This window comes from Pseudomonas sp. P42 (assembly GCF_017973755.1).
Taxonomy (GTDB): Bacteria; Pseudomonadota; Gammaproteobacteria; order Pseudomonadales; family Pseudomonadaceae; genus Aquipseudomonas; species Aquipseudomonas iridis.
Genome location: NZ_JACOPU010000002.1, coordinates 213,615 through 230,265 on the forward strand (window position 1 = coordinate 213,615; position 16,651 = coordinate 230,265).

Annotated in this window: 15 protein-coding genes; 5 read left to right on the plus strand and 10 right to left on the minus strand. The window is 60.0% G+C overall.

Going from position 1 to position 16,651, the window contains the following annotated elements; all coding sequences use genetic code 11:
• Nucleotides 1-9 precede the first annotated feature (9 nt).
• Both H8B20_RS05915 and tadA read left to right on the plus strand, forming a co-directional pair.
• Entirely contained in the window at nucleotides 10-1,386 is a 1,377-nt protein-coding gene (locus H8B20_RS05915) for a multicopper oxidase family protein (protein WP_042560900.1), read from the plus strand.
• Entirely contained in the window at nucleotides 1,386-1,880 is a 495-nt protein-coding gene (tadA, locus tag H8B20_RS05920) for a tRNA adenosine(34) deaminase TadA (RefSeq protein WP_210622616.1), read from the plus strand. The genes H8B20_RS05915 and tadA overlap by 1 nt, the downstream gene beginning before the upstream one ends.
• Before the next feature lie 80 nt (nucleotides 1,881-1,960).
• Here tadA and cmoB read toward each other — a convergent pair whose 3' ends face one another.
• The 8 genes from cmoB to H8B20_RS05960 all read right to left on the minus strand — a co-directional run bounded on the left by cmoB (nucleotide 1,961) and on the right by H8B20_RS05960 (nucleotide 13,028).
• Nucleotides 1,961-2,917, minus strand: coding sequence for a tRNA 5-methoxyuridine(34)/uridine 5-oxyacetic acid(34) synthase CmoB (cmoB, locus tag H8B20_RS05925; protein WP_150616263.1), 957 nt, complete (start codon nucleotides 2,915-2,917; stop codon nucleotides 1,961-1,963).
• The gene (cmoA, locus tag H8B20_RS05930) at nucleotides 2,914-3,657 is read right to left on the minus strand and encodes a carboxy-S-adenosyl-L-methionine synthase CmoA (RefSeq protein WP_210622617.1); all 744 of its coding nucleotides are present in this window, start codon (nucleotides 3,655-3,657) and stop codon (nucleotides 2,914-2,916) included. The genes cmoB and cmoA overlap by 4 nt, the downstream gene beginning before the upstream one ends.
• An 89-nt stretch (nucleotides 3,658-3,746) precedes the next feature.
• Entirely contained in the window at nucleotides 3,747-4,382 is a 636-nt protein-coding gene (locus H8B20_RS05935) for a lysoplasmalogenase (RefSeq protein ID WP_210622618.1), read from the minus strand.
• A 2-nt stretch (nucleotides 4,383-4,384) separates the two neighbouring features.
• Nucleotides 4,385-4,777, minus strand: a complete 393-nt coding sequence (locus H8B20_RS05940) for a protease inhibitor I42 family protein (RefSeq protein ID WP_210622619.1) — start codon at nucleotides 4,775-4,777, stop codon at nucleotides 4,385-4,387.
• A gap of 217 nt (nucleotides 4,778-4,994) precedes the next feature.
• The gene (gene lon / locus H8B20_RS05945; RefSeq protein WP_047302950.1) at nucleotides 4,995-7,418 is read right to left on the minus strand and encodes an endopeptidase La; all 2,424 of its coding nucleotides are present in this window, start codon (nucleotides 7,416-7,418) and stop codon (nucleotides 4,995-4,997) included.
• Between the two features lie 698 nt (nucleotides 7,419-8,116).
• On the minus strand, nucleotides 8,117-8,491 hold the full coding sequence (locus H8B20_RS05950) for a DUF6124 family protein (protein ID WP_150616258.1): 375 nt from the start codon (nucleotides 8,489-8,491) through the stop codon (nucleotides 8,117-8,119).
• A gap of 540 nt (nucleotides 8,492-9,031) precedes the next feature.
• Nucleotides 9,032-11,443: a glucose/quinate/shikimate family membrane-bound PQQ-dependent dehydrogenase gene (locus H8B20_RS05955; RefSeq protein WP_210622620.1), complete on the minus strand. Its 2,412-nt coding sequence runs from the start codon at nucleotides 11,441-11,443 to the stop codon at nucleotides 9,032-9,034.
• A gap of 223 nt (nucleotides 11,444-11,666) precedes the next feature.
• Nucleotides 11,667-13,028: a carbohydrate porin gene (locus tag H8B20_RS05960; RefSeq protein ID WP_042560788.1), complete on the minus strand. Its 1,362-nt coding sequence runs from the start codon at nucleotides 13,026-13,028 to the stop codon at nucleotides 11,667-11,669.
• Nucleotides 13,029-13,328: 300 nt separating this feature from the next.
• On the opposite strand from H8B20_RS05960, the gene H8B20_RS05965 reads away from it, so the two are divergent.
• On the plus strand, nucleotides 13,329-13,559 hold the full coding sequence (locus H8B20_RS05965) for a VF530 family protein (RefSeq protein WP_042560787.1): 231 nt from the start codon (nucleotides 13,329-13,331) through the stop codon (nucleotides 13,557-13,559).
• Between the two features lies 1 nt (nucleotide 13,560).
• Nucleotides 13,561-14,211, plus strand: coding sequence for a Pr6Pr family membrane protein (locus H8B20_RS05970; protein ID WP_210622621.1), 651 nt, complete (start codon nucleotides 13,561-13,563; stop codon nucleotides 14,209-14,211).
• A gap of 87 nt (nucleotides 14,212-14,298) precedes the next feature.
• Here the strand turns inward: H8B20_RS05970 and H8B20_RS05975 are convergent, their stop codons facing one another.
• Together H8B20_RS05975 and H8B20_RS05980 are read right to left on the minus strand one after the other, a co-directional pair.
• The gene (locus tag H8B20_RS05975; protein WP_210622622.1) at nucleotides 14,299-15,081 is read right to left on the minus strand and encodes a siderophore-interacting protein; all 783 of its coding nucleotides are present in this window, start codon (nucleotides 15,079-15,081) and stop codon (nucleotides 14,299-14,301) included.
• The gene (locus H8B20_RS05980) at nucleotides 15,078-15,653 is read right to left on the minus strand and encodes a PadR family transcriptional regulator (RefSeq protein WP_210622623.1); all 576 of its coding nucleotides are present in this window, start codon (nucleotides 15,651-15,653) and stop codon (nucleotides 15,078-15,080) included. The genes H8B20_RS05975 and H8B20_RS05980 overlap by 4 nt, the downstream gene beginning before the upstream one ends.
• Before the next feature lie 472 nt (nucleotides 15,654-16,125).
• Here H8B20_RS05980 and H8B20_RS05985 point away from each other — a divergent pair, with 472 nt between their 5' ends.
• Nucleotides 16,126-16,611: a CS1 type fimbrial major subunit gene (locus tag H8B20_RS05985; RefSeq protein ID WP_042560783.1), complete on the plus strand. Its 486-nt coding sequence runs from the start codon at nucleotides 16,126-16,128 to the stop codon at nucleotides 16,609-16,611.
• The last annotated feature ends 40 nt before the right edge of the window (nucleotides 16,612-16,651 follow it).

Sequence of the window (16,651 nt, forward strand, 5' to 3'; positions counted from 1 at the left end):
GTTGAGTTCATGTCCTTTACCCGTCGCCAAATCCTCGGTGGCCTGGCCGGTCTTGTTGTCGTAGGCGTTGGAGCGGGAGGCGCGTCGCGTTACTGGCTGGGCAAGATGGCTGACGCCGAGGCGGGCCACGACTACGAGTTGATCGCCGCGCCCCTGGATGTGGAACTGGTGCCGGGGCACAAGACCGAGGCCTGGGCGTTCGGCCCGTCGGCACCGGGCACCGAGTTGCGCGTGCGTCAGGGCGAGTGGCTGCGGGTGCGGTTCATCAACCATCTGCCGGTGGCGACCACCATTCACTGGCACGGCATTCGCCTGCCGCTGGAAATGGACGGCGTGCCATACGTGTCGCAATTGCCGGTGTTGCCGGGCGAATACTTCGACTACAAATTCCGCGTGCCGGACGCCGGCAGCTACTGGTATCACCCGCATGTCAGCAGTAGCGAAGAACTGGGGCGCGGATTGGTCGGGCCGCTGATCATCGAAGAGCGCGAGCCGACCGGTTTCAACTACGAAAAGACCCTGAGCCTGAAGAACTGGCACATCGACGAAGAAGGCAATTTCGTTGAATTCAGCATCCCTCGTGAAGCCGCGCGCGGTGGTACGGCGGGACGTTTATCGACCATCAACGGCGTGCCGTTGCCGGTAATCGACCTGCCGGCCGGGCAGATCACCCGCGTGCGTTTGCTCAATCTCGATAACACCCTGACTTACCGCATCAACATTCCTGGTGTTGAGGCAAAAATCTACGCGCTGGACGGCAACCCGGTTGAGCCGCGCCCGCTGGGCAAGGAATACTGGCTCGGCCCCGGCATGCGTATTTGCCTGGCGATCAAGGCACCGGCGGCAGGCGAAGAATTGTCGCTGCGCAATGGCCCGGTGCGTCTGGGCACTCTGCGCTCGGTGGCCAACACGGACGCGCCGACCGAGTGGCCGCCGGCGCTGCCCGCCAACCCGGTGGCCGAACCGGACCTGGCCAATGCCGAGAAACTCAACTTCAATTTCGAATGGGTCGGTTCGGTGTCGGTCAACGTCGACAACGGCAAGCCGCCGAGTCTGTGGCAGATCAACGGCAAGGCGTGGGACATCACCGACAAGACGTGCGCCGATCGTCCGATTGCCAGTCTCAAACTGGGCCAGAGCTATATTTTCGAATTGAAGAACATGACCCAGTATCAGCACCCGATTCACCTGCACGGCATGAGCTTCAAGGTGATTGCGTCGAACCGGCACAAGGTCATCCCGTACTTCACCGACACCTATCTGCTGGGCAAGAACGAGCGCGCGCAAGTGGCGCTGGTGGCGGATAACCCGGGGGTATGGATGTTCCATTGCCACGTGATCGACCACATGGAAACCGGCCTGATGGCCGCCATCGAGGTGAAGTGATGCGCCAGATTCGCCCCGCAGCGATCATCGACCGCAGCCGTGACCGCGACTTCATGCGCGAAGCGCTTGCCCTTGCAGCGCAAGGCGCAGCCCTCGGCGAAGTGCCGGTGGGCGCGGTGCTGGTGCAGGAGGGCGAGATCATCGGTCGTGGCTTCAACTGCCCGATCAGCGCCAGCGACCCGAGCGCTCACGCCGAAATGGTCGCGATCCGCGCCGCGGCGCAGGCGGTGGATAACTATCGACTGCCCGGCAGCACGCTGTACGTGACGCTGGAGCCGTGCAGCATGTGCGCCGGTTTGATCGTGCATTCTAGGGTGGCGCGGGTGGTGTATGGCGCGCTGGAGCCAAAAGCCGGGATCGTGCAAAGCCAGGGGCAGTTTTTCACCCAGGGCTTTTTGAATCACCGGGTGTTGTATGAGGGCGGGGTGTTGGCAGAGGAGTGTGGGGCGGTGTTGACCGAGTTCTTCAGAGCCCGTCGCGCACGCCGGGATTAAAATCAAAAGATCGCAGCCTTCGGCAGCTCCTACAGGGATCGGTGTAGGAGCTGCCGAAGGCTGCGATCTTTTGATCTGCTCTATTTTTTCGCCACAATCACCGCCCGCATCGGCGCCGGCAGCCCTTCGATCGTCTTGCTGTGATCGTCCGGATCAAGGAAGTCACTCAGCGACTGATACTTCATCCACTCGGTGCCGCGCTGTTCCTCAATCGTCGTCGTACTGACATCCACGCATCGAATATCGGTAAACCCGGCACGCCGTAACCACAGCTCCAGCGCCGGCACCGACGGCAGGAACCACACGTTACGCATTTGGGCGTAACGGTCTTCAGGCACCAGCACCTGGTGCTTGTCGCCTTCAACCACCAGCGTTTCCAGTACCAGTTCGCCGCCCTTGACCAGGCAATCCTTCAGCGCCAGCAAGTGCTCGATCGGCGAGCGGCGGTGGTAGAACACGCCCATGGAAAACACCGTGTCGAAACCTTCCAGATTCGGCGGCAAATCCTCGAACGGGAAGGGCAGGTGCCACGCGTTTGGCTCAGACAGATAACGCTGCACAGCCTGAAACTGGCAGAAGAACAACCAGTTCGGGTCAACCCCGATCACGCTGTCCGCACCGGCGCCAAGCATGCGCCACATGTAGTAGCCGTTGCCGCAACCGACATCGAGGATGCGTTTTCCCTTCAGATCCAGATGCGGGGCGACCCGCGACCACTTCCAGTCCGAGCGCCATTCGGTGTCGACGTGCACACCAAACAGATCGAACGGCCCCTTGCGCCACGGCGACAGGCCCATCAGGGCGGTGCGCATTTGCGCGCGGGTTTCGTCGTCGCAATCGGTGTCGAGTTTCAAGCCGTTGAGCAGGTCGACTTCGCTCGGCTGGATCTTCGGCAAGGCGTCCAGCGCACTTTGCCAGCGCTCCAGATCGCCGTGGCCCTTCTCCATTTTCTTGTCGAGTTGACGCTGCAGCGTGTTGGCCCATTCGGCCAGCGGTGTACCGGCCAGACGGCGGGCGAGGGGAGACAGATCAATCATGGCAAGGCAATCAACGAGGCAAAGTTAAGACACTGGAACCACGGCACGACTTTCGAAAACCCGGCGGCCAACAGGCGTTCGCGGTGTTCTTCGAGGCTGTCGGGCTTCATGACGTTTTCGATGGCGCTGCGCTTCTGGGCGATTTCCAGTTCGCTGTAGCCGTTGGCGCGTTTGAACGCGACGTGCAGATCGGTGAGCAATGCATGTTCTTCGGCGTCGTTGAAGCGCAGTTTTTCCGACAGAATCAGTGCGCCGCCGGGCAGCAATGACTGGTGGATGCGCGACAACAACGCGGTGCGCTGATCCGGGGCGATGAATTGCAGGGTGAAGTTCAGTGCCACCACCGAGGCGGGTTGAAAGTCGAGGGCGAGGATGTCGCCTTCGATGACCTCGACCGGTAGCAACTCCTGAAACATCGAGTCCTGCCCATTGAGGTATTCGCGGCAACGTTCGACCATGGCGGCCGAGTTATCCACCGCGATTACCCGGCAACCGTCGGTGCGCACGTGACGGCGCAGGGCCTGGGTCACCGCGCCAAGGGAGGCGCCGAGGTCGTAGAGCACGCTGTTCGGCTGGGCGAACTGCGCGGCAAGCACACCGAGGTTTTCGACGATGGTCGGGTAACCCGGCACCGAGCGCTTGATCATGTCCGGGAACACCCGCACCACGTCTTCGTTGAAGGCGAAGTCAGGCACCTGGGCCAAAGGCTGGGCGAAAATGCGATCGGATTCTTTGCTCACGGCGGTTTCCGGCGGTGTCGGTGGAAAAGGCCGGCATTTTAGCCAAAGTGGCGCGGGGATGCTTGGGTTGTCCGACGTGGCGAGGGGATTTAGCGGTGTTTTTGCGAGAAGGCCGATGCTGCAATGCCCCATTGCCCCAGCCAATAGCTGAGGATGATGACGTACGGCGCAGCGTGGAACGGCGCGACAAAGCGATCGATGCCGATCACGCTGTCGGAGAACACGAACGCCAAGGCACCGCCGGCGGCCAGCAGCGCCGAGCACTTGGGCACATCGCTGCCGAGGCGGGCGAGGGCGCGCCAGAGCATGGCGCTGATGGCGGCGCCGTAAACGATCACGGGAATCAGCAACGGCCCCAGCCCGCTGGAAATCAGAATCCCCAGCAGCACCGCACCGACAGCGACGGCGAACACCAGCGGCAACAGCGCCAGACGTTTGCAGTCACTGAGGTAAGCCTTGAGATACGCCAGATGCGCAACAAGAAATGCGCCAAGGCCGAACACGAACAGATCCCCTGGCCACGCCAACAACACATCGCCCAGCAGGGAAAAAATCAGACCTAGGCTGATCCAGCGGCGATAGTCGCTGGGCGGTGCGTCGTGCAGCCAGCCGAGCAATGCCAACACCGGCAACGGTTTGACCAGCAGACAAAGCAGCGCTGCGTGGGTGCTCAAGCCGTAGAGAAAGGTCACCGCGCCCATCAGCGCCAGAATCAGCCAGCCCACGATCAATTCACCGAAATGGCGCAGTCAAAGGTTTCTACCGGCAACACTTCCGGCGCCCAGGGTTGTTGCGAGGTCAGGCGCAGACGCCCGGTGCCCGCAGCAAACGCTTGAAAACGCCAAGCGGAAAGCCCGGCAGCACCGACCACGCCAGCATCTTCCGGGTTGCTGTAGACCTCGGGGCTGAGGGCGCGCAAGACGCCGCCGGCGGAATCCTGAATCGCCCAGCGATAACCCGTGGTCGGGTTGCTTGGCAGCATCACGATCAGGTTTTGCCCGGTGGTGAGTCGCACGGGGCATTCGCTTTGTTTTTCCACGGTCACGTTCTGTTTCGGCTGCGTGGCGCAAGCGGCCAGCAAAGAAAGGGCGATAGGGACAAACAGGCGAATGGGGGACATAAGGTCAGCGGCTCCGGCGTTGGCGACGAACGGCGAGCATAACCGAAGATGAGACAAATTGTGACAGCGCGGCGGTTTGGCGGTGTTGTCAAGGACGCCATCGCTGGCAAGCCAGCTCCCACAGGTTTCTCGGTAGAGCACAAGATTTGTGAGCACCAATGAACATTGTGGGAGCTGGCTTGCCAGCGATAACGGTAGTGCAGTTGCTACTTCATGTTCAGAAGAGCACCTTCGCCACATCCGCAAACCGCTTGGCGAAATGCACGGTAATGCCTTCTTTCAAGTAGTCCGGCAGCTCCTCGAAGTTGCCCCGATTCGGTTCTGGCAGGATCAACTCGAAAATCTTCTGCCGCCGGGCCGCGATCACCTTTTCACGTACCCCGCCAATCGGCAGTACATGCCCGGTCAGTGTCAGCTCGCCGGTCATCGCCACGCCTTTTTTCGGCGCTTGATTGCGTGCGAGAGAGAGCAAAGCGCTGGCCATGGTCACGCCGGCGCTCGGGCCATCCTTCGGTGTCGCGCCTTCCGGTACGTGCAGGTGGACGAAGGCTTCGTCGAAGAACTTCGCATCGCCGCCGAATTGCTTCAGGTTCGAGCTGACGTAGCTGTAGGCGATCTCCGCCGATTCCTTCATCACGTCACCCAACTGTCCGGTGAGTTTGAAACCGCGATTGAGCGTGTGAATCCGCGTCGCTTCGATCGGCAACGTGGCGCCGCCCATGCTGGTCCACGCCAGCCCCGTGATAACGCCCGTGCCGGACAGCACTTGCTCGTTACGGAACACCGGATGGCCCAACGAGGCTTCCAGATCTTTCGGCCCGAGTTTGATCACCGCTTTTGGCTCGTCGATCAGTTTCATCACCGCTTTGCGCACCAGTTTGCCCAGTTGTTTTTCCAACTGACGCACCCCGGCTTCACGGGCGTAACCGTCGATCAAGGTTTTCAGGGCGCTGTCACTGATGCTCAGGCTGCCCTTGGATACGCCGGCCTTTTCCAACAATTTCGGCCACAAGTGACGCTTGGCGATGGCGACTTTTTCTTCGGTGATGTAGCCCGACAGACGAATCACTTCCATACGGTCGAGCAACGGGCCGGGGATCGAATCAAGCGTGTTGGCGGTGCAGACGAAGAGGACTTTCGACAAGTCCATGCGCAGATCGAGGTAGTGGTCGAGGAATTCGACGTTCTGTTCCGGGTCGAGGGTTTCGAGCAGCGCCGAGGCCGGGTCGCCCTGGTAGCTCTGGCCCATCTTGTCGATCTCGTCGAGCATGATCACCGGGTTCATCACTTCGACGTCTTTCAACGCCTGCACGAGTTTGCCTGGCTGTGCGCCGATGTAAGTGCGGCGGTGACCCTTGATCTCGGCCTCGTCGCGCATGCCGCCGACGCTGAAGCGGTAGAACGGGCGGCCGAGGGATTCGGCGATGGATTTGCCGACACTGGTTTTACCCACACCTGGCGGGCCGACCAGCAGCACGATAGAACCGCTGATCTCGCCTTTATAAGCACCGACGGCGAGGAATTCGAGGATGCGGTCCTTGATGTCGTCGAGGCCGGCGTGGTGTTTGTCCAGCACCTTGCGCGCGTGCTTGAGGTCGAGTTTGTCCGCGCCATAAACACCCCACGGCACCGACGTCGCCCAGTCGAGGTAGTTGCGGGTGACCGCGTACTCCGGCGAGCCGGTCTCGAGGATCGACAGTTTGTGCGTTTCTTCGTCGAGGCGTTTCTGCACCTGAGCCGGCAGGACTTTACCTTCCAGACGCTGCTGGAACTGTTCGAGGTCAGCGCTGCGGTCGTCCTTGGTCAGGCCGAGTTCCTGCTGGATGACTTTGAGTTGTTCCTTGAGGAAGAACTCGCGCTGATGCTCGCCGATCTTGCGGTTGACCTCAGCGGAGATTTCTTTTTGCAGGCGCGCGACTTCGACTTCCTTGCGCAGCATCGGCAGGACTTTTTCCATGCGCTTGAGCATCGGCACGCAGTCGAGCACGGCTTGCAGCTCGGGGCCGGTGGCCGAAGTCAGGGCGGCGGCGAAGTCGGTCAGTGGCGACGGATCGTTGGGGCTGAAGCGGTTGAGGTAGTTCTTCAGCTCTTCGCTGTACAGCGGGTTGAGCGGCAGCAATTCCTTGATCGCGTTGATCAGCGCCATGCCGTAGGCCTTGACCTCGTCGGTCGGCTCGGTCGGCTGATGCGGGTATTCGACTTCCACCAGATACGGCGGGCGGTGGTGCTTGAGCCAGGTCTTGATGCGGACGCGGCTCAGGCCTTGGGCGACGAACTGGAGTTTGCCGTTTTCGCGGCTGGCATGGTGCACCTTGACCAGTGTCCCGTACTCGGGGAGGGCGTCGGTGTTGAAGTGGCGCGGGTCTTCCTGGGGCGTGTCCATGAAGAACAGGGCCAGGGAGTGGTGTTCGGATTTGCTGACCAGTTCGAGGGTTTCGGCCCACGGTTCTTCGTTGACGATGACCGGCAGTACTTGCGCCGGGAAGAACGGGCGGTTGTGGATCGGGATGATGTAGACCTTGTCCGGCAGGTTCTGGCCGGGCAGGGCCAGCCCTTTGCCGGAGGTGGTGTGTTCGATGTGGTCTTCGCTGGCTTCGGTGTAGTCGTCGGAGTTATCGGGGAATTCTTGCTGGTCGCTCATGGGGCACCTGCGCAATTGGGTATGGGTGTTAGATGGGGCAGGGCTTGAGTGGTTTCAATGGGGGTGGGTGTTTCTGGTTGTGTGTTCAGGGTTTTGACAGGGGTCTCGCTTTGGACTTGGCGGCCTTTGGGCCGACCATGTTCTTGGGGTTTTGGGGGTATATCCGTTTTTGCGGTGCCGCTGCTGGCGGTTTCGCTTTTACAGCGAGTCACTTTTGCAGACGCCCAAAAGTAACCAAAACGCTGGGCCCCGGCGTTCGGCCCGCTCGCTGGGGCTCGGGGTTCCTTCGCTCCGGCATTGATCCGGGGGCATCGCTTCCGGTTTGCTTCGCTGCACCTCCTTTCGATGTATTCGACTTCGTCGAACGGCGCTACGCGCCCACCCCCCGGATCAATCCCTCCACTCAGCCTGCCGAAGGGGCCAGGTAGATCAAGAGCTGCAGCCGAGCTAACGCTCATCCTGTTGAGTGGTGAAGAGCGTGCGGTTGGCTTTTGACACGTATTTGCCCCTCTCCCGAGGGAGAGGGAGCCGTTTTTTGGGCTTTTCAGGATTTGAGTTCGACTCGGTATTTCACGTCGGCGTATCTCGCCCAGACACCTCGGTCAGTCCCCTCTCCCTCTGGGAGAGGGTTAGGGTGAGGGCTGCTTCAGAGGCTGTTTGAGTTTGAAGAGCAACCCTCAACTTTTTTTCCATCAAACTCAGCTGTGTGGCGCCGGTTGTGGGATTTCGAGGTTATCCAGCACCCGATTCACCGCCAATTCGGCCAGCATGATGATTTGCTGGATCGCCAGGATCGTGCGCCGCTGGGGCAGGTCGATGTAGGCGGCGATGTCGCTGCTCATGAGGCTGGCTTGTGCCAGGGATTCGCAGGCGTGAACCAGCAGGCTTTCGCTGTCCTGGTCTGGCGCGACCTGGAACATGGTGCTGGGTTTGTGGAAGCGCAAGGTGAGTGCGTTGGGTTTGAGGTAGTGGTCGAGGGCGCGTTCGGCGGCTTCGTGGAATTTCTTCGAGTCGGGGGATTGGTAGGGCGAGGTGTCGTTGGTTTCTGGTGGGTTGGGTGTGGGCTTTTTCATGGTGAAACTCCGAATGATAAGTGGGGCTGTCACTCTCAATCACCGCGACGCGACAGAGGGTGGCAGCTGTACGCGGGTTCGCGGACCGAGCCATTCGGCAATCTCGGCATACCCGAAGGTATCCCGCGCACAGCCACCATCAAACCAAACGAAAAGCGCTGGGCGCTCCAGTTTGGGCTGGCGATTATGCATCAAATCGAATGAACTGCTCGGGCCGCGACGCCCGGTCGCTGAATTTGCAGCGACCCACCGAGCCTATCCAGCCGGTTTCCGACGCACAACCGACGCGACTTGTCGGAAAACTCCCTGCAATTCCAGGCGTCTGTAGGACGAGCAAAATTCCTACATCCAACGCTGATCAAACTGTGGGAGCTGGCTTGCCAGCGATGGCGTTCTTCCAGCCGGCATGTGTGCCGTCTGACCCACCGCTATCGCTGGCAAGCCAGCTCCCACAGGTTTCTTTGGTGGACTCAGAAATTGCATGCACAAAAAAGGCGATGCCCCTTTCGGGACATCGCCTTCATCACTACCGGTTAAATCTTATTCCGGCAGTTTGTACGCAATCACATAGTCACCCATCTTGGTGCCCAGCGAACCGTGACCGCCGACAACGAGCAGGACGTATTGCTTGCCGTCCTTGCCCGTGTAGGTCATCGGGGTCGCTTGACCACCTGCTGGCAGACGCGCTTTCCACAACTCTTTACCGGAGTTGACGTCGTAGGCGCGCAGGTACTGGTCGAGGGTGCCGCTGAGGAAGCCAACGCCACCGGCCGTCACGATCGAGCCGCCCATGCTAGGCACGCCCAGGGTGAAGCCGATCGGGATTGGCGAGCTGTCGCGGCTGGTGCCGTTTTTGCGTTTCCACACGACTTTGCCGGTGGTCAGGTCGATACCGGCCACGTAGCCCCAGGCCGGGGCCTGGCACGGTACGCCGAAGGGCGACATGAACGGGTGCATGATCACCGCGTAAGGCGCGCCGGTGTTTGGTTGCACGCCAGAGGTTTCGCTTTCGCGTTTGCTGCCGGCGGCGACTTGCTCGCGTGGCACCATTTTCGAAACGAAGGCCATGTAGTTCGGGCTGGTGAACAGCATCTGGCGAACCGGATCGACCGACACGCCGCCCCAGTTGAACACGCCGACGTTGCCCGGGTAGATCAGGCTGCCCTGTTCCGACGGAGGGGTGTACTGGCCTTCATAACGCAGTTCCTTGAACTGGATGCGGCACAGCATCTGGTCGAACGGGCTCGCGCCCCACATGGCTTTTTCGGTCAGTTCCGGGGCCAGCAGGTTGAGGTCCGAACGGGCCTGGGTCGGTGCGGTGAAGTCGCCTTTGACGGCGCCTTGCGGTACCGGGATTTCCTTGATCGGGATGATCGGCGTGCCGTCACGACGGTCGAGGACGTACAGGCTGCCCTGTTTGGTCGGGGCGATCAGCGCAGGTTTCACGCCATCGGCGGTTTTCATGTCGAGCAGGGTTGGCTGGCTGCCAACGTCCATGTCCCACAGGTCGTGGTGGGTGAACTGGTAGTTCCAGCGCACTTTACCGGTGGCCAGGTCCAGAGCAACGATGCCAGCGCTGAATTTCTCGGCGCCCGGGGTGCGGTCGGCGCCCCATTGGTCAGGCGTCTGGTTGCCCAGTGGCAGGTAGACCATGCCGAGTTTTTCGTCGACGCTGGCCAGCGACCACATGTTGGCCGAGTTGCGGCTGTAGGTTTCGCCCGGTGCCAATGGTTCGGTGGCGTCCGGCTTGTCGCTGTCCCAGTTCCAGACCAGGTGGCCGTCGTGCACGTCGAAGGCGCGGATCACGCCCGATGGCTCGTTGGTCGACTCGTTGTCGGTGACGTGACCGCCCATGATCACCAGATCACGGGTAATCGCGGCCGGCGAGGTGGAGTAGTAGCCACCAGCCGTGAACGGGCCGATGCCTTGGGTCAGGTCGACCACGCCCTGGTTACCGAAGCCTTCGCAGATCTTGCCGGTGTCGGCATTCAGTGCGATCAGGCGAGCATCAGCGGTTGGCAGGTACAGACGACGCGGGCAGGCCTGAGCAACGGCTTTGCCAGCTTCGGAGATGACCGCAGAGGCAGCGTTTTCAGACTTGGCGTAATTGGCTTCGTCGTAGTACGACACGCCACGGCAGGTCATGTGGGCGAAGCCTTTGAAGCCGACAGGGCTCTTGATCTGCGGGTCGAAGCGCCACAGTTCTTTACCCGTGTCCGGGTCCAGTGCCAGCACTTTGCTGTGCGCGGTGCAGGCGTAGAGCATGCCGTTGGCTTTGAGCGGGGTGTTTTCGTTGGTCAGCTCAACCGGGTCATCAGCGCTCGGCAGGTCGCCGGTCTGGATGCGCCAGGCTTCTTGCAGCTTGCCGACGTTGGCCGGGGTGATCTGCTTGAGCGGCGAGTAACGGTCACCGAACTCGCTGCGGCCATAGGCCTGCCAGTCGCCATCAGGCATGGCTGGTGCGGTGCTGGTCATGTCCGCGGTGTCGCGGCCCAGTTCGCCGAACGTTTCGCCCGGATGGGTGAACAGGCTGGCCACAGCGGTAACGCCGGCCAGAATCACGGCCACGGTCAGGCCGCCAGTCCCCATGCGGGCAGGGCCGTTGATCAGCAGTGGACGACGGAACCACGGCAGCAGCATCACGAAACCGAGGGCAAACCACAGTGCCAGACGCGGCACCAGTTGCCACCAGTCCAGACCGACTTCCCACAGCGCCCAAACGGTGCTGGCAAACAGCACGATGGCGTACAGGCCCAGCGCCGCGCGACGACGCAGCAGCAACAGAATACCGGTCAGCGCGATGCCGATACCGGCCAGCAGGTAGTACAGCGAGCCGCCGAGCATGCTCAGCTTGACGCCTCCGGCCAACATGGCCAGGCCCATCAGTAGAAGCAGAATGCCGAGCAGGCTTGGTAGCAGACGGCCCCGACTCGAAGCACTTTCGGTGCTCATAGTGTGATTCTCCGTGACGTTTATGTAGTCCCGCGCTGTAGTCACTTTAGATGACGATTTGGCGTGGGCATGGTTCAGATAAAAACTTGTCTAGCTAACGAATTTTTCCCGATCCCTGTGGGAGCTGGCTTGCCAGCGATGGCGGTCTATCTGCCGGCACATCTGCGGTCTGACCCACCGCTATCGCTGGCAAGCCAGCTCCCACAGGTTTTTTCGGTGTTGGTTAGAACGAGGACTGGATCTTGATCCCGCCGATCAGTGCGTCATCAACCTTGTCCACACCGCCCGGATGGCGGATGTATTGCAGGTTCGGGCGCACGGTCAGCCAGTTCGTTACATGCACGCCGTAATACAGTTCGGCGCTGTATTCGGTGTCTTGCGGCGGCAGGAACGATGGATCGTCGTAGTCGTAGACAGCGCGCGCCTGATTGCTCTTCTCGGCGTTTTTGCGATAGGCCGGGTTGACGTGGACGCGGGCCATGGCGAAACCGATGTCGTCTTTGGCGCGACTGGCGAGCAGGCCTTTGTAGACCAGACCTGCCTGCACGTAGTTGTCGATGGCGTTGGTTTTCTTGTCGTGCATCGTGCCGTTGGCGAACACGCTCAGGCCCCGCGAGTTGTCGCTGGCCATGCTGGTGATTTGCTGCTGCACGCCGAGCCACACACCGTGTTTGCTGGAGGCGCTGCGGTAGGCTTCGCCACTCAGGGCGGCAGGTTGACCGTTGTTGTCCTTATAGACATCGCTGGCCTTGGCGTTGCTGTAGTAATAACCGGCACGATACTCGCCCGGCAGGCCGTTGAATTTCGGCGTCCACACCAGTTCAACCGGCAGGATCGCGCCTTGGGTGCCGCTGCCGCTCAACTTGAAGCCGTTGCCGCGATCGAGGTTCGACGGGTTTTGCTCGTAAGCGCCGACCTGCGCGTACAACTCAGGCGTCAGGTGATATTTGACGCGCATCGCCCACTGGCTGACGGGCCAGTTGTACCAGATGCCGCCCACCCAGTTGCCGACCTGCGAGCCGCAGAACGCCAGGTTCTGGAAGTCGCACGGGAAGCTGTTGAAGTCTTCGCCTTCACCGAAACGGCCGACCTTGATGTCGAGTTTCTGATCGAAGAATTTTTGCTGGTACCACATCTGTGTCAGGCGCGTGGTCTGGCCACGGCCCCAGACTTCCTGGGCCGACGTGAAGCCACCGACGCGCGGATCGTTGATGCGGTCGTTGCTGATGTTGTTGCCGCTGCGCTTGGTGATGGTCAGTTGAAACTCGGCGTCGTCCCAGCCAAGGATCTTTTGCAGGTCCAGGTGCGTGCCGAGGCCGAACTGGTCGCTGTAGCGCGCCGTGCGATTGTGGTCGTAGCCGCCGTGCAGGTTGCTGCCCATTTCGCCGGTGTAGTCGAGCTTGAAGTCGTAGCCTTTTTCCGAGAGTTCTGTACGCGTGCCGTTCCAGTCACCGAGCATGTACGGCGATTCACTGTCGAACGCGGGAGCGGCTTGGGCGCAGGTGGCGAGGCCGAGGGCGGTGCAGCCGCCAATCAGGCGCAGGGTTGAGATAGCGCTATCTCGAAACAACGGAAAATCGGGCATAAATGGGTCTTTCTGGGTCTTTTTCTGGGGATAAGCTGGCCGCTACGATTTGTCGCAGGCAGTGAAGCGATTCAGCGGAAGGGCGGCAGGATAATGATCTGTAACAAAAAGACAAAGTGCTTTTGTCGACATGCAGCGTTTCGTATTCGGTAACAGTGCGGCAAACGGGCGCATTGTCGGGCGTCTGCGAGGCTGCGATCTTCGCGGGTTGACCTACATTTGAAGGAAGCACTTCCACCCGGTCTGCCCCTCGGCTAAGGTGCGCGGCTTCTGCATTTTCACTTCGCCCAAAGGCCAGGCATGAACGAACAAACCCCCGATCCGCTGCACGGCGTAACCCTCGAACAGATCCTCACCGCGCTGGTGGCCCACTACGAATGGTCGGGGCTGGCCGAGCGTATCGACATTCGTTGCTTCAAGAGCGATCCGAGCATCAAGTCGAGCCTGACGTTCCTGCGTAAAACCCCGTGGGCGCGGGAGAAAGTCGAGCGTCTGTACGTAAAGTTGATGCGCACCAAGCGACCACTCTGAGATGGACGCCGTGTGGCGCCATCGCTTGATCACCCTCGCAGCCACCCTTGGCTGGGCCGGGTTGAGCATTCAGCTGTACCTGATTTTTATCGCGCGTTTGAGCGTCGAGGCCAGTCTGCTGGGCGGGTTGGTGAGTTTCTTCAGCTATTTCACGGTGTTGACCAATACCTTGGTGGCCACCGTGCTGACCTGCGCCGTGACCCCGCGCGAATCCGCCGTACGGCGCTGGTTTTTGCAACCATGGGTCAGTAGCGGTGTGACAGTGAGCATCGTTGTGGTCGGCCTCGCCTACAGTCTTTTGCTGCGGCATTTGTGGCATCCCGAGGGTTGGCAATTCGTCGCCGACGAATTGCTCCACGACGTGATGCCGCTGGTGTTTCTGGGCTATTGGTGGTTTTGCGTACCGAAAGGCACGTTGCGCCTGTGGCATCTGCCAGTGTGGCTGATTTATCCGCTGGTGTATTTCGCTTACGCATTGCTGCGCGGGGATTTGCTCGGGGCGTATGCGTATCCGTTCATTGATGTGGCGGTGTTGGGTTATCCACAGGTGTTCATCAATGCCGGAGGAATATTGGCGGGGTTTGTGGGGATTGGCCTGGCGGTGATTGGCCTTGACCATTGGCGCTCCCGCACGAAGTTAAAGTACCTGTAGGAGCTGCCGCAGGCTGCGATCTTTTGACTTTGGCTTAAAAAAACAAGATCAAAAGATCGCCGCCTGCGGCAGCTCCTACAGGGGATATCACTCTTCTTCAGAGCCCTCGGCACGCCAGTAGCCGACGGCTTTGACCAACTTGTCATCCAGCCCGTGCTCATCCAGCAGCACCCGGCGAATCTGCCGCGAGACTTTGGTTTCGGTCGCCACCCACGCATAAAGATTGCCCTTGGGCACCTGCAGTTGCTTGACGGTGGTCAGCAGGTTATCCGTGCCGCCCTCGCGCAGTACCCAGATCACATTGACCTGCGCGGCGCTTTCCAGCGTTTGCTGCTCGGCACCGTTTTCCACTTCGATCACCACCAGCGCTTTGCGATTGGCGGCCAGGCCTTCGAGGCGGCGGGCGATGGCGGGCAGGGCGGTTTCGTCACCGATCAGCAGATAGCTGTCGAATATATCCGGCACGATCATCGAACCGCGTGGCCCGCCGATGTGCAGGAATTGGCCCGGCGTGGCCTGTTCGGCCCAGGTCGAGGCAGGGCCGTCGCCGTGCAGGACGAAATCGATGTCCAGCTCAAGCGTGTCGAGGTCATAGCGACGCGGCGTATAGTCGCGCATCTCGGGCATCGGGCCTTCGTTTTTGCCGCCCAGCACCATTGTCTCGAGTGCGGCAGTTTGTTCGGCGTTCTGCGGGAACAGCAGTTTGACGTGATCGTCAGTGCCCAGGCTGATAAAACCGGCCAATTCGGGCCCGCCCAGGGTGATGCGGCGCATGCGCGGGGTCAGGTCGACCACACGCAGCACTTGCAGGCGACGGCGTTTGATTTCGTGCATCACGCGGTGAATGGTTTGGGTATCGACTGCAGTCATTCGGTTTTCTCCGGGGCAGGTTGAACGGCGGGGCCGTCGACAATCGCTTTGGCGGTGTTGTTGAGCAGATCCCGTACGCGCAGGATTTCTTCCGGGCTCCAGCGCCCGTGGTGCAACTGCAAAGCGTGGCGCAGGTTGTGCACCGCTTCATGGATTTCCGGCGGCCGGTCATGGCCGCGCAGCGAGCGCTTGCTGACGTCGATGCGCATGCGCACACCATCGAGGGCCACTGTTTGCTCGCTCAGGGACAGGCGCCCGGCGTCGGTCACGCTGTAGCGTTTCTTGCCACCCTCGGCGTCACCGCTGATCAGTTCGCTTTCTTCCAGAAAGGTCAGGGTCGGGTAGATCACGCCGGGGCTCGGGCTGTAGGCGCCGTCGAACATGCCTTCGATCTGGCGGATCAGGTCGTACCCGTGGCAGGGCTGCTCGGCGACCAGTGCCAGCAGCAGCAATTTCAGGTCGCCCGGGGCAAACACTCGCGGGCCGCGCCCACCGCGTTCACGGCCGGGGCGTTTCTCGAAGCCGTCACGGCCGTCGCCGTGCTCGCGGTGGGGGGAATGATGGTCTCTCATTTCTGTCTTCTCTCGTCGTGTTTAGATACAACTTAAGATATATCTTATGGCCGGTGCAAGACATTCGGATCAGTGGTCGACGAGGCGCTTCAACGAAAATGACGCCGTAGTCGATGCGGGATGATTTTTGTATTTTTTTAGAGTAATTGTGCTAATTACAACAGTGTGAAATCGAATATCAGTTTCGTTATCAGTACGTAAGCCAGCAATAACAAGTGTTCTGGATAGTTTTAAATCTGTATGTTTTTTTGCTGAAAACTGTATGTAGTATAGTTCTGAGAGTCACTGTTCTATTAATTGCTGAAAGCAGTTTTTTTCCTCTTTTACATGGGTATCGGTAACTACGGGTAGTGGTGAAATTTCCTACTTACTTTGTGGTTGAATTACTTGATCATGCCTCCGCGTTGAAAGTTAAGTCGGCAACCGACAAAAGTTTTGACGCGCCAATCCTTATCAAAAGCAGGTACTGATCATGTTCAAGAAGTTTGCAATTTCCGCCCCGATGGCCATCTTGGCACTGAGTTCTTCCGTGGCGTTTGCCGCAGACCCGATTAGCCAGACGATCAATATCAAGGCATTCGTGCCGACTTCGCTGTTCAATGTGGCCCCTCAGACGCCGGGCTTCGGTGTTGATGAAACCATGAACCAGCTGGGCAGCGGTGAACTAAGCCCCATCACTGAAATCTTCAACATGAAGCACACCGATAACAAGGGCGCGATCAATGCCGTGCTCGACGGCACTGCGGCGCTGTACAACGGTCGCGACAGCATCCCGCTGACCGTCAAGGTCGGTGGCGTGGAACTGACTAGCGTCTCCACCGAAATCGTTAACGAAACTGACTCCGTACCTGGCGTGCAGCGGGAAATGGTCATCAAGGCTGCCACGCCAACGGCTACTCAATCGGGTAACTACTCGGGTAGCTTCGCTGTGGTATTCGAGCCTGTGTTGAAGCCGTGAAACAACTTTTTGAATAACACAATGCTTATTCAATAGTCTT

Excerpts from the sequence above, each read along its gene's own strand:
- lon (WP_047302950.1), bottom strand. The coding sequence starts at position 7,418 with ATGAGCGACCAGCAAGAATTCCCCGATAACTCCGACGACTACACCGAA.
- tadA (WP_210622616.1), top strand. The coding sequence starts at position 1,386 with ATGCGCCAGATTCGCCCCGCAGCGATCATCGACCGCAGCCGTGACCGC.
- H8B20_RS05970 (WP_210622621.1), top strand. The coding sequence starts at position 13,561 with ATGGACGCCGTGTGGCGCCATCGCTTGATCACCCTCGCAGCCACCCTT.
- H8B20_RS05965 (WP_042560787.1), top strand. The coding sequence starts at position 13,329 with ATGAACGAACAAACCCCCGATCCGCTGCACGGCGTAACCCTCGAACAG.
- H8B20_RS05975 (WP_210622622.1), bottom strand. The coding sequence starts at position 15,081 with ATGACTGCAGTCGATACCCAAACCATTCACCGCGTGATGCACGAAATC.
- H8B20_RS05980 (WP_210622623.1), bottom strand. The coding sequence starts at position 15,653 with ATGAGAGACCATCATTCCCCCCACCGCGAGCACGGCGACGGCCGTGAC.
- H8B20_RS05960 (WP_042560788.1), bottom strand. The coding sequence starts at position 13,028 with ATGCCCGATTTTCCGTTGTTTCGAGATAGCGCTATCTCAACCCTGCGC.
- H8B20_RS05950 (WP_150616258.1), bottom strand. The coding sequence starts at position 8,491 with ATGAAAAAGCCCACACCCAACCCACCAGAAACCAACGACACCTCGCCC.
- H8B20_RS05955 (WP_210622620.1), bottom strand. The coding sequence starts at position 11,443 with ATGAGCACCGAAAGTGCTTCGAGTCGGGGCCGTCTGCTACCAAGCCTG.
- cmoB (WP_150616263.1), bottom strand. The coding sequence starts at position 2,917 with ATGATTGATCTGTCTCCCCTCGCCCGCCGTCTGGCCGGTACACCGCTG.
- H8B20_RS05985 (WP_042560783.1), top strand. The coding sequence starts at position 16,126 with ATGTTCAAGAAGTTTGCAATTTCCGCCCCGATGGCCATCTTGGCACTG.
- H8B20_RS05915 (WP_042560900.1), top strand. The coding sequence starts at position 10 with ATGTCCTTTACCCGTCGCCAAATCCTCGGTGGCCTGGCCGGTCTTGTT.
- H8B20_RS05940 (WP_210622619.1), bottom strand. The coding sequence starts at position 4,777 with ATGTCCCCCATTCGCCTGTTTGTCCCTATCGCCCTTTCTTTGCTGGCC.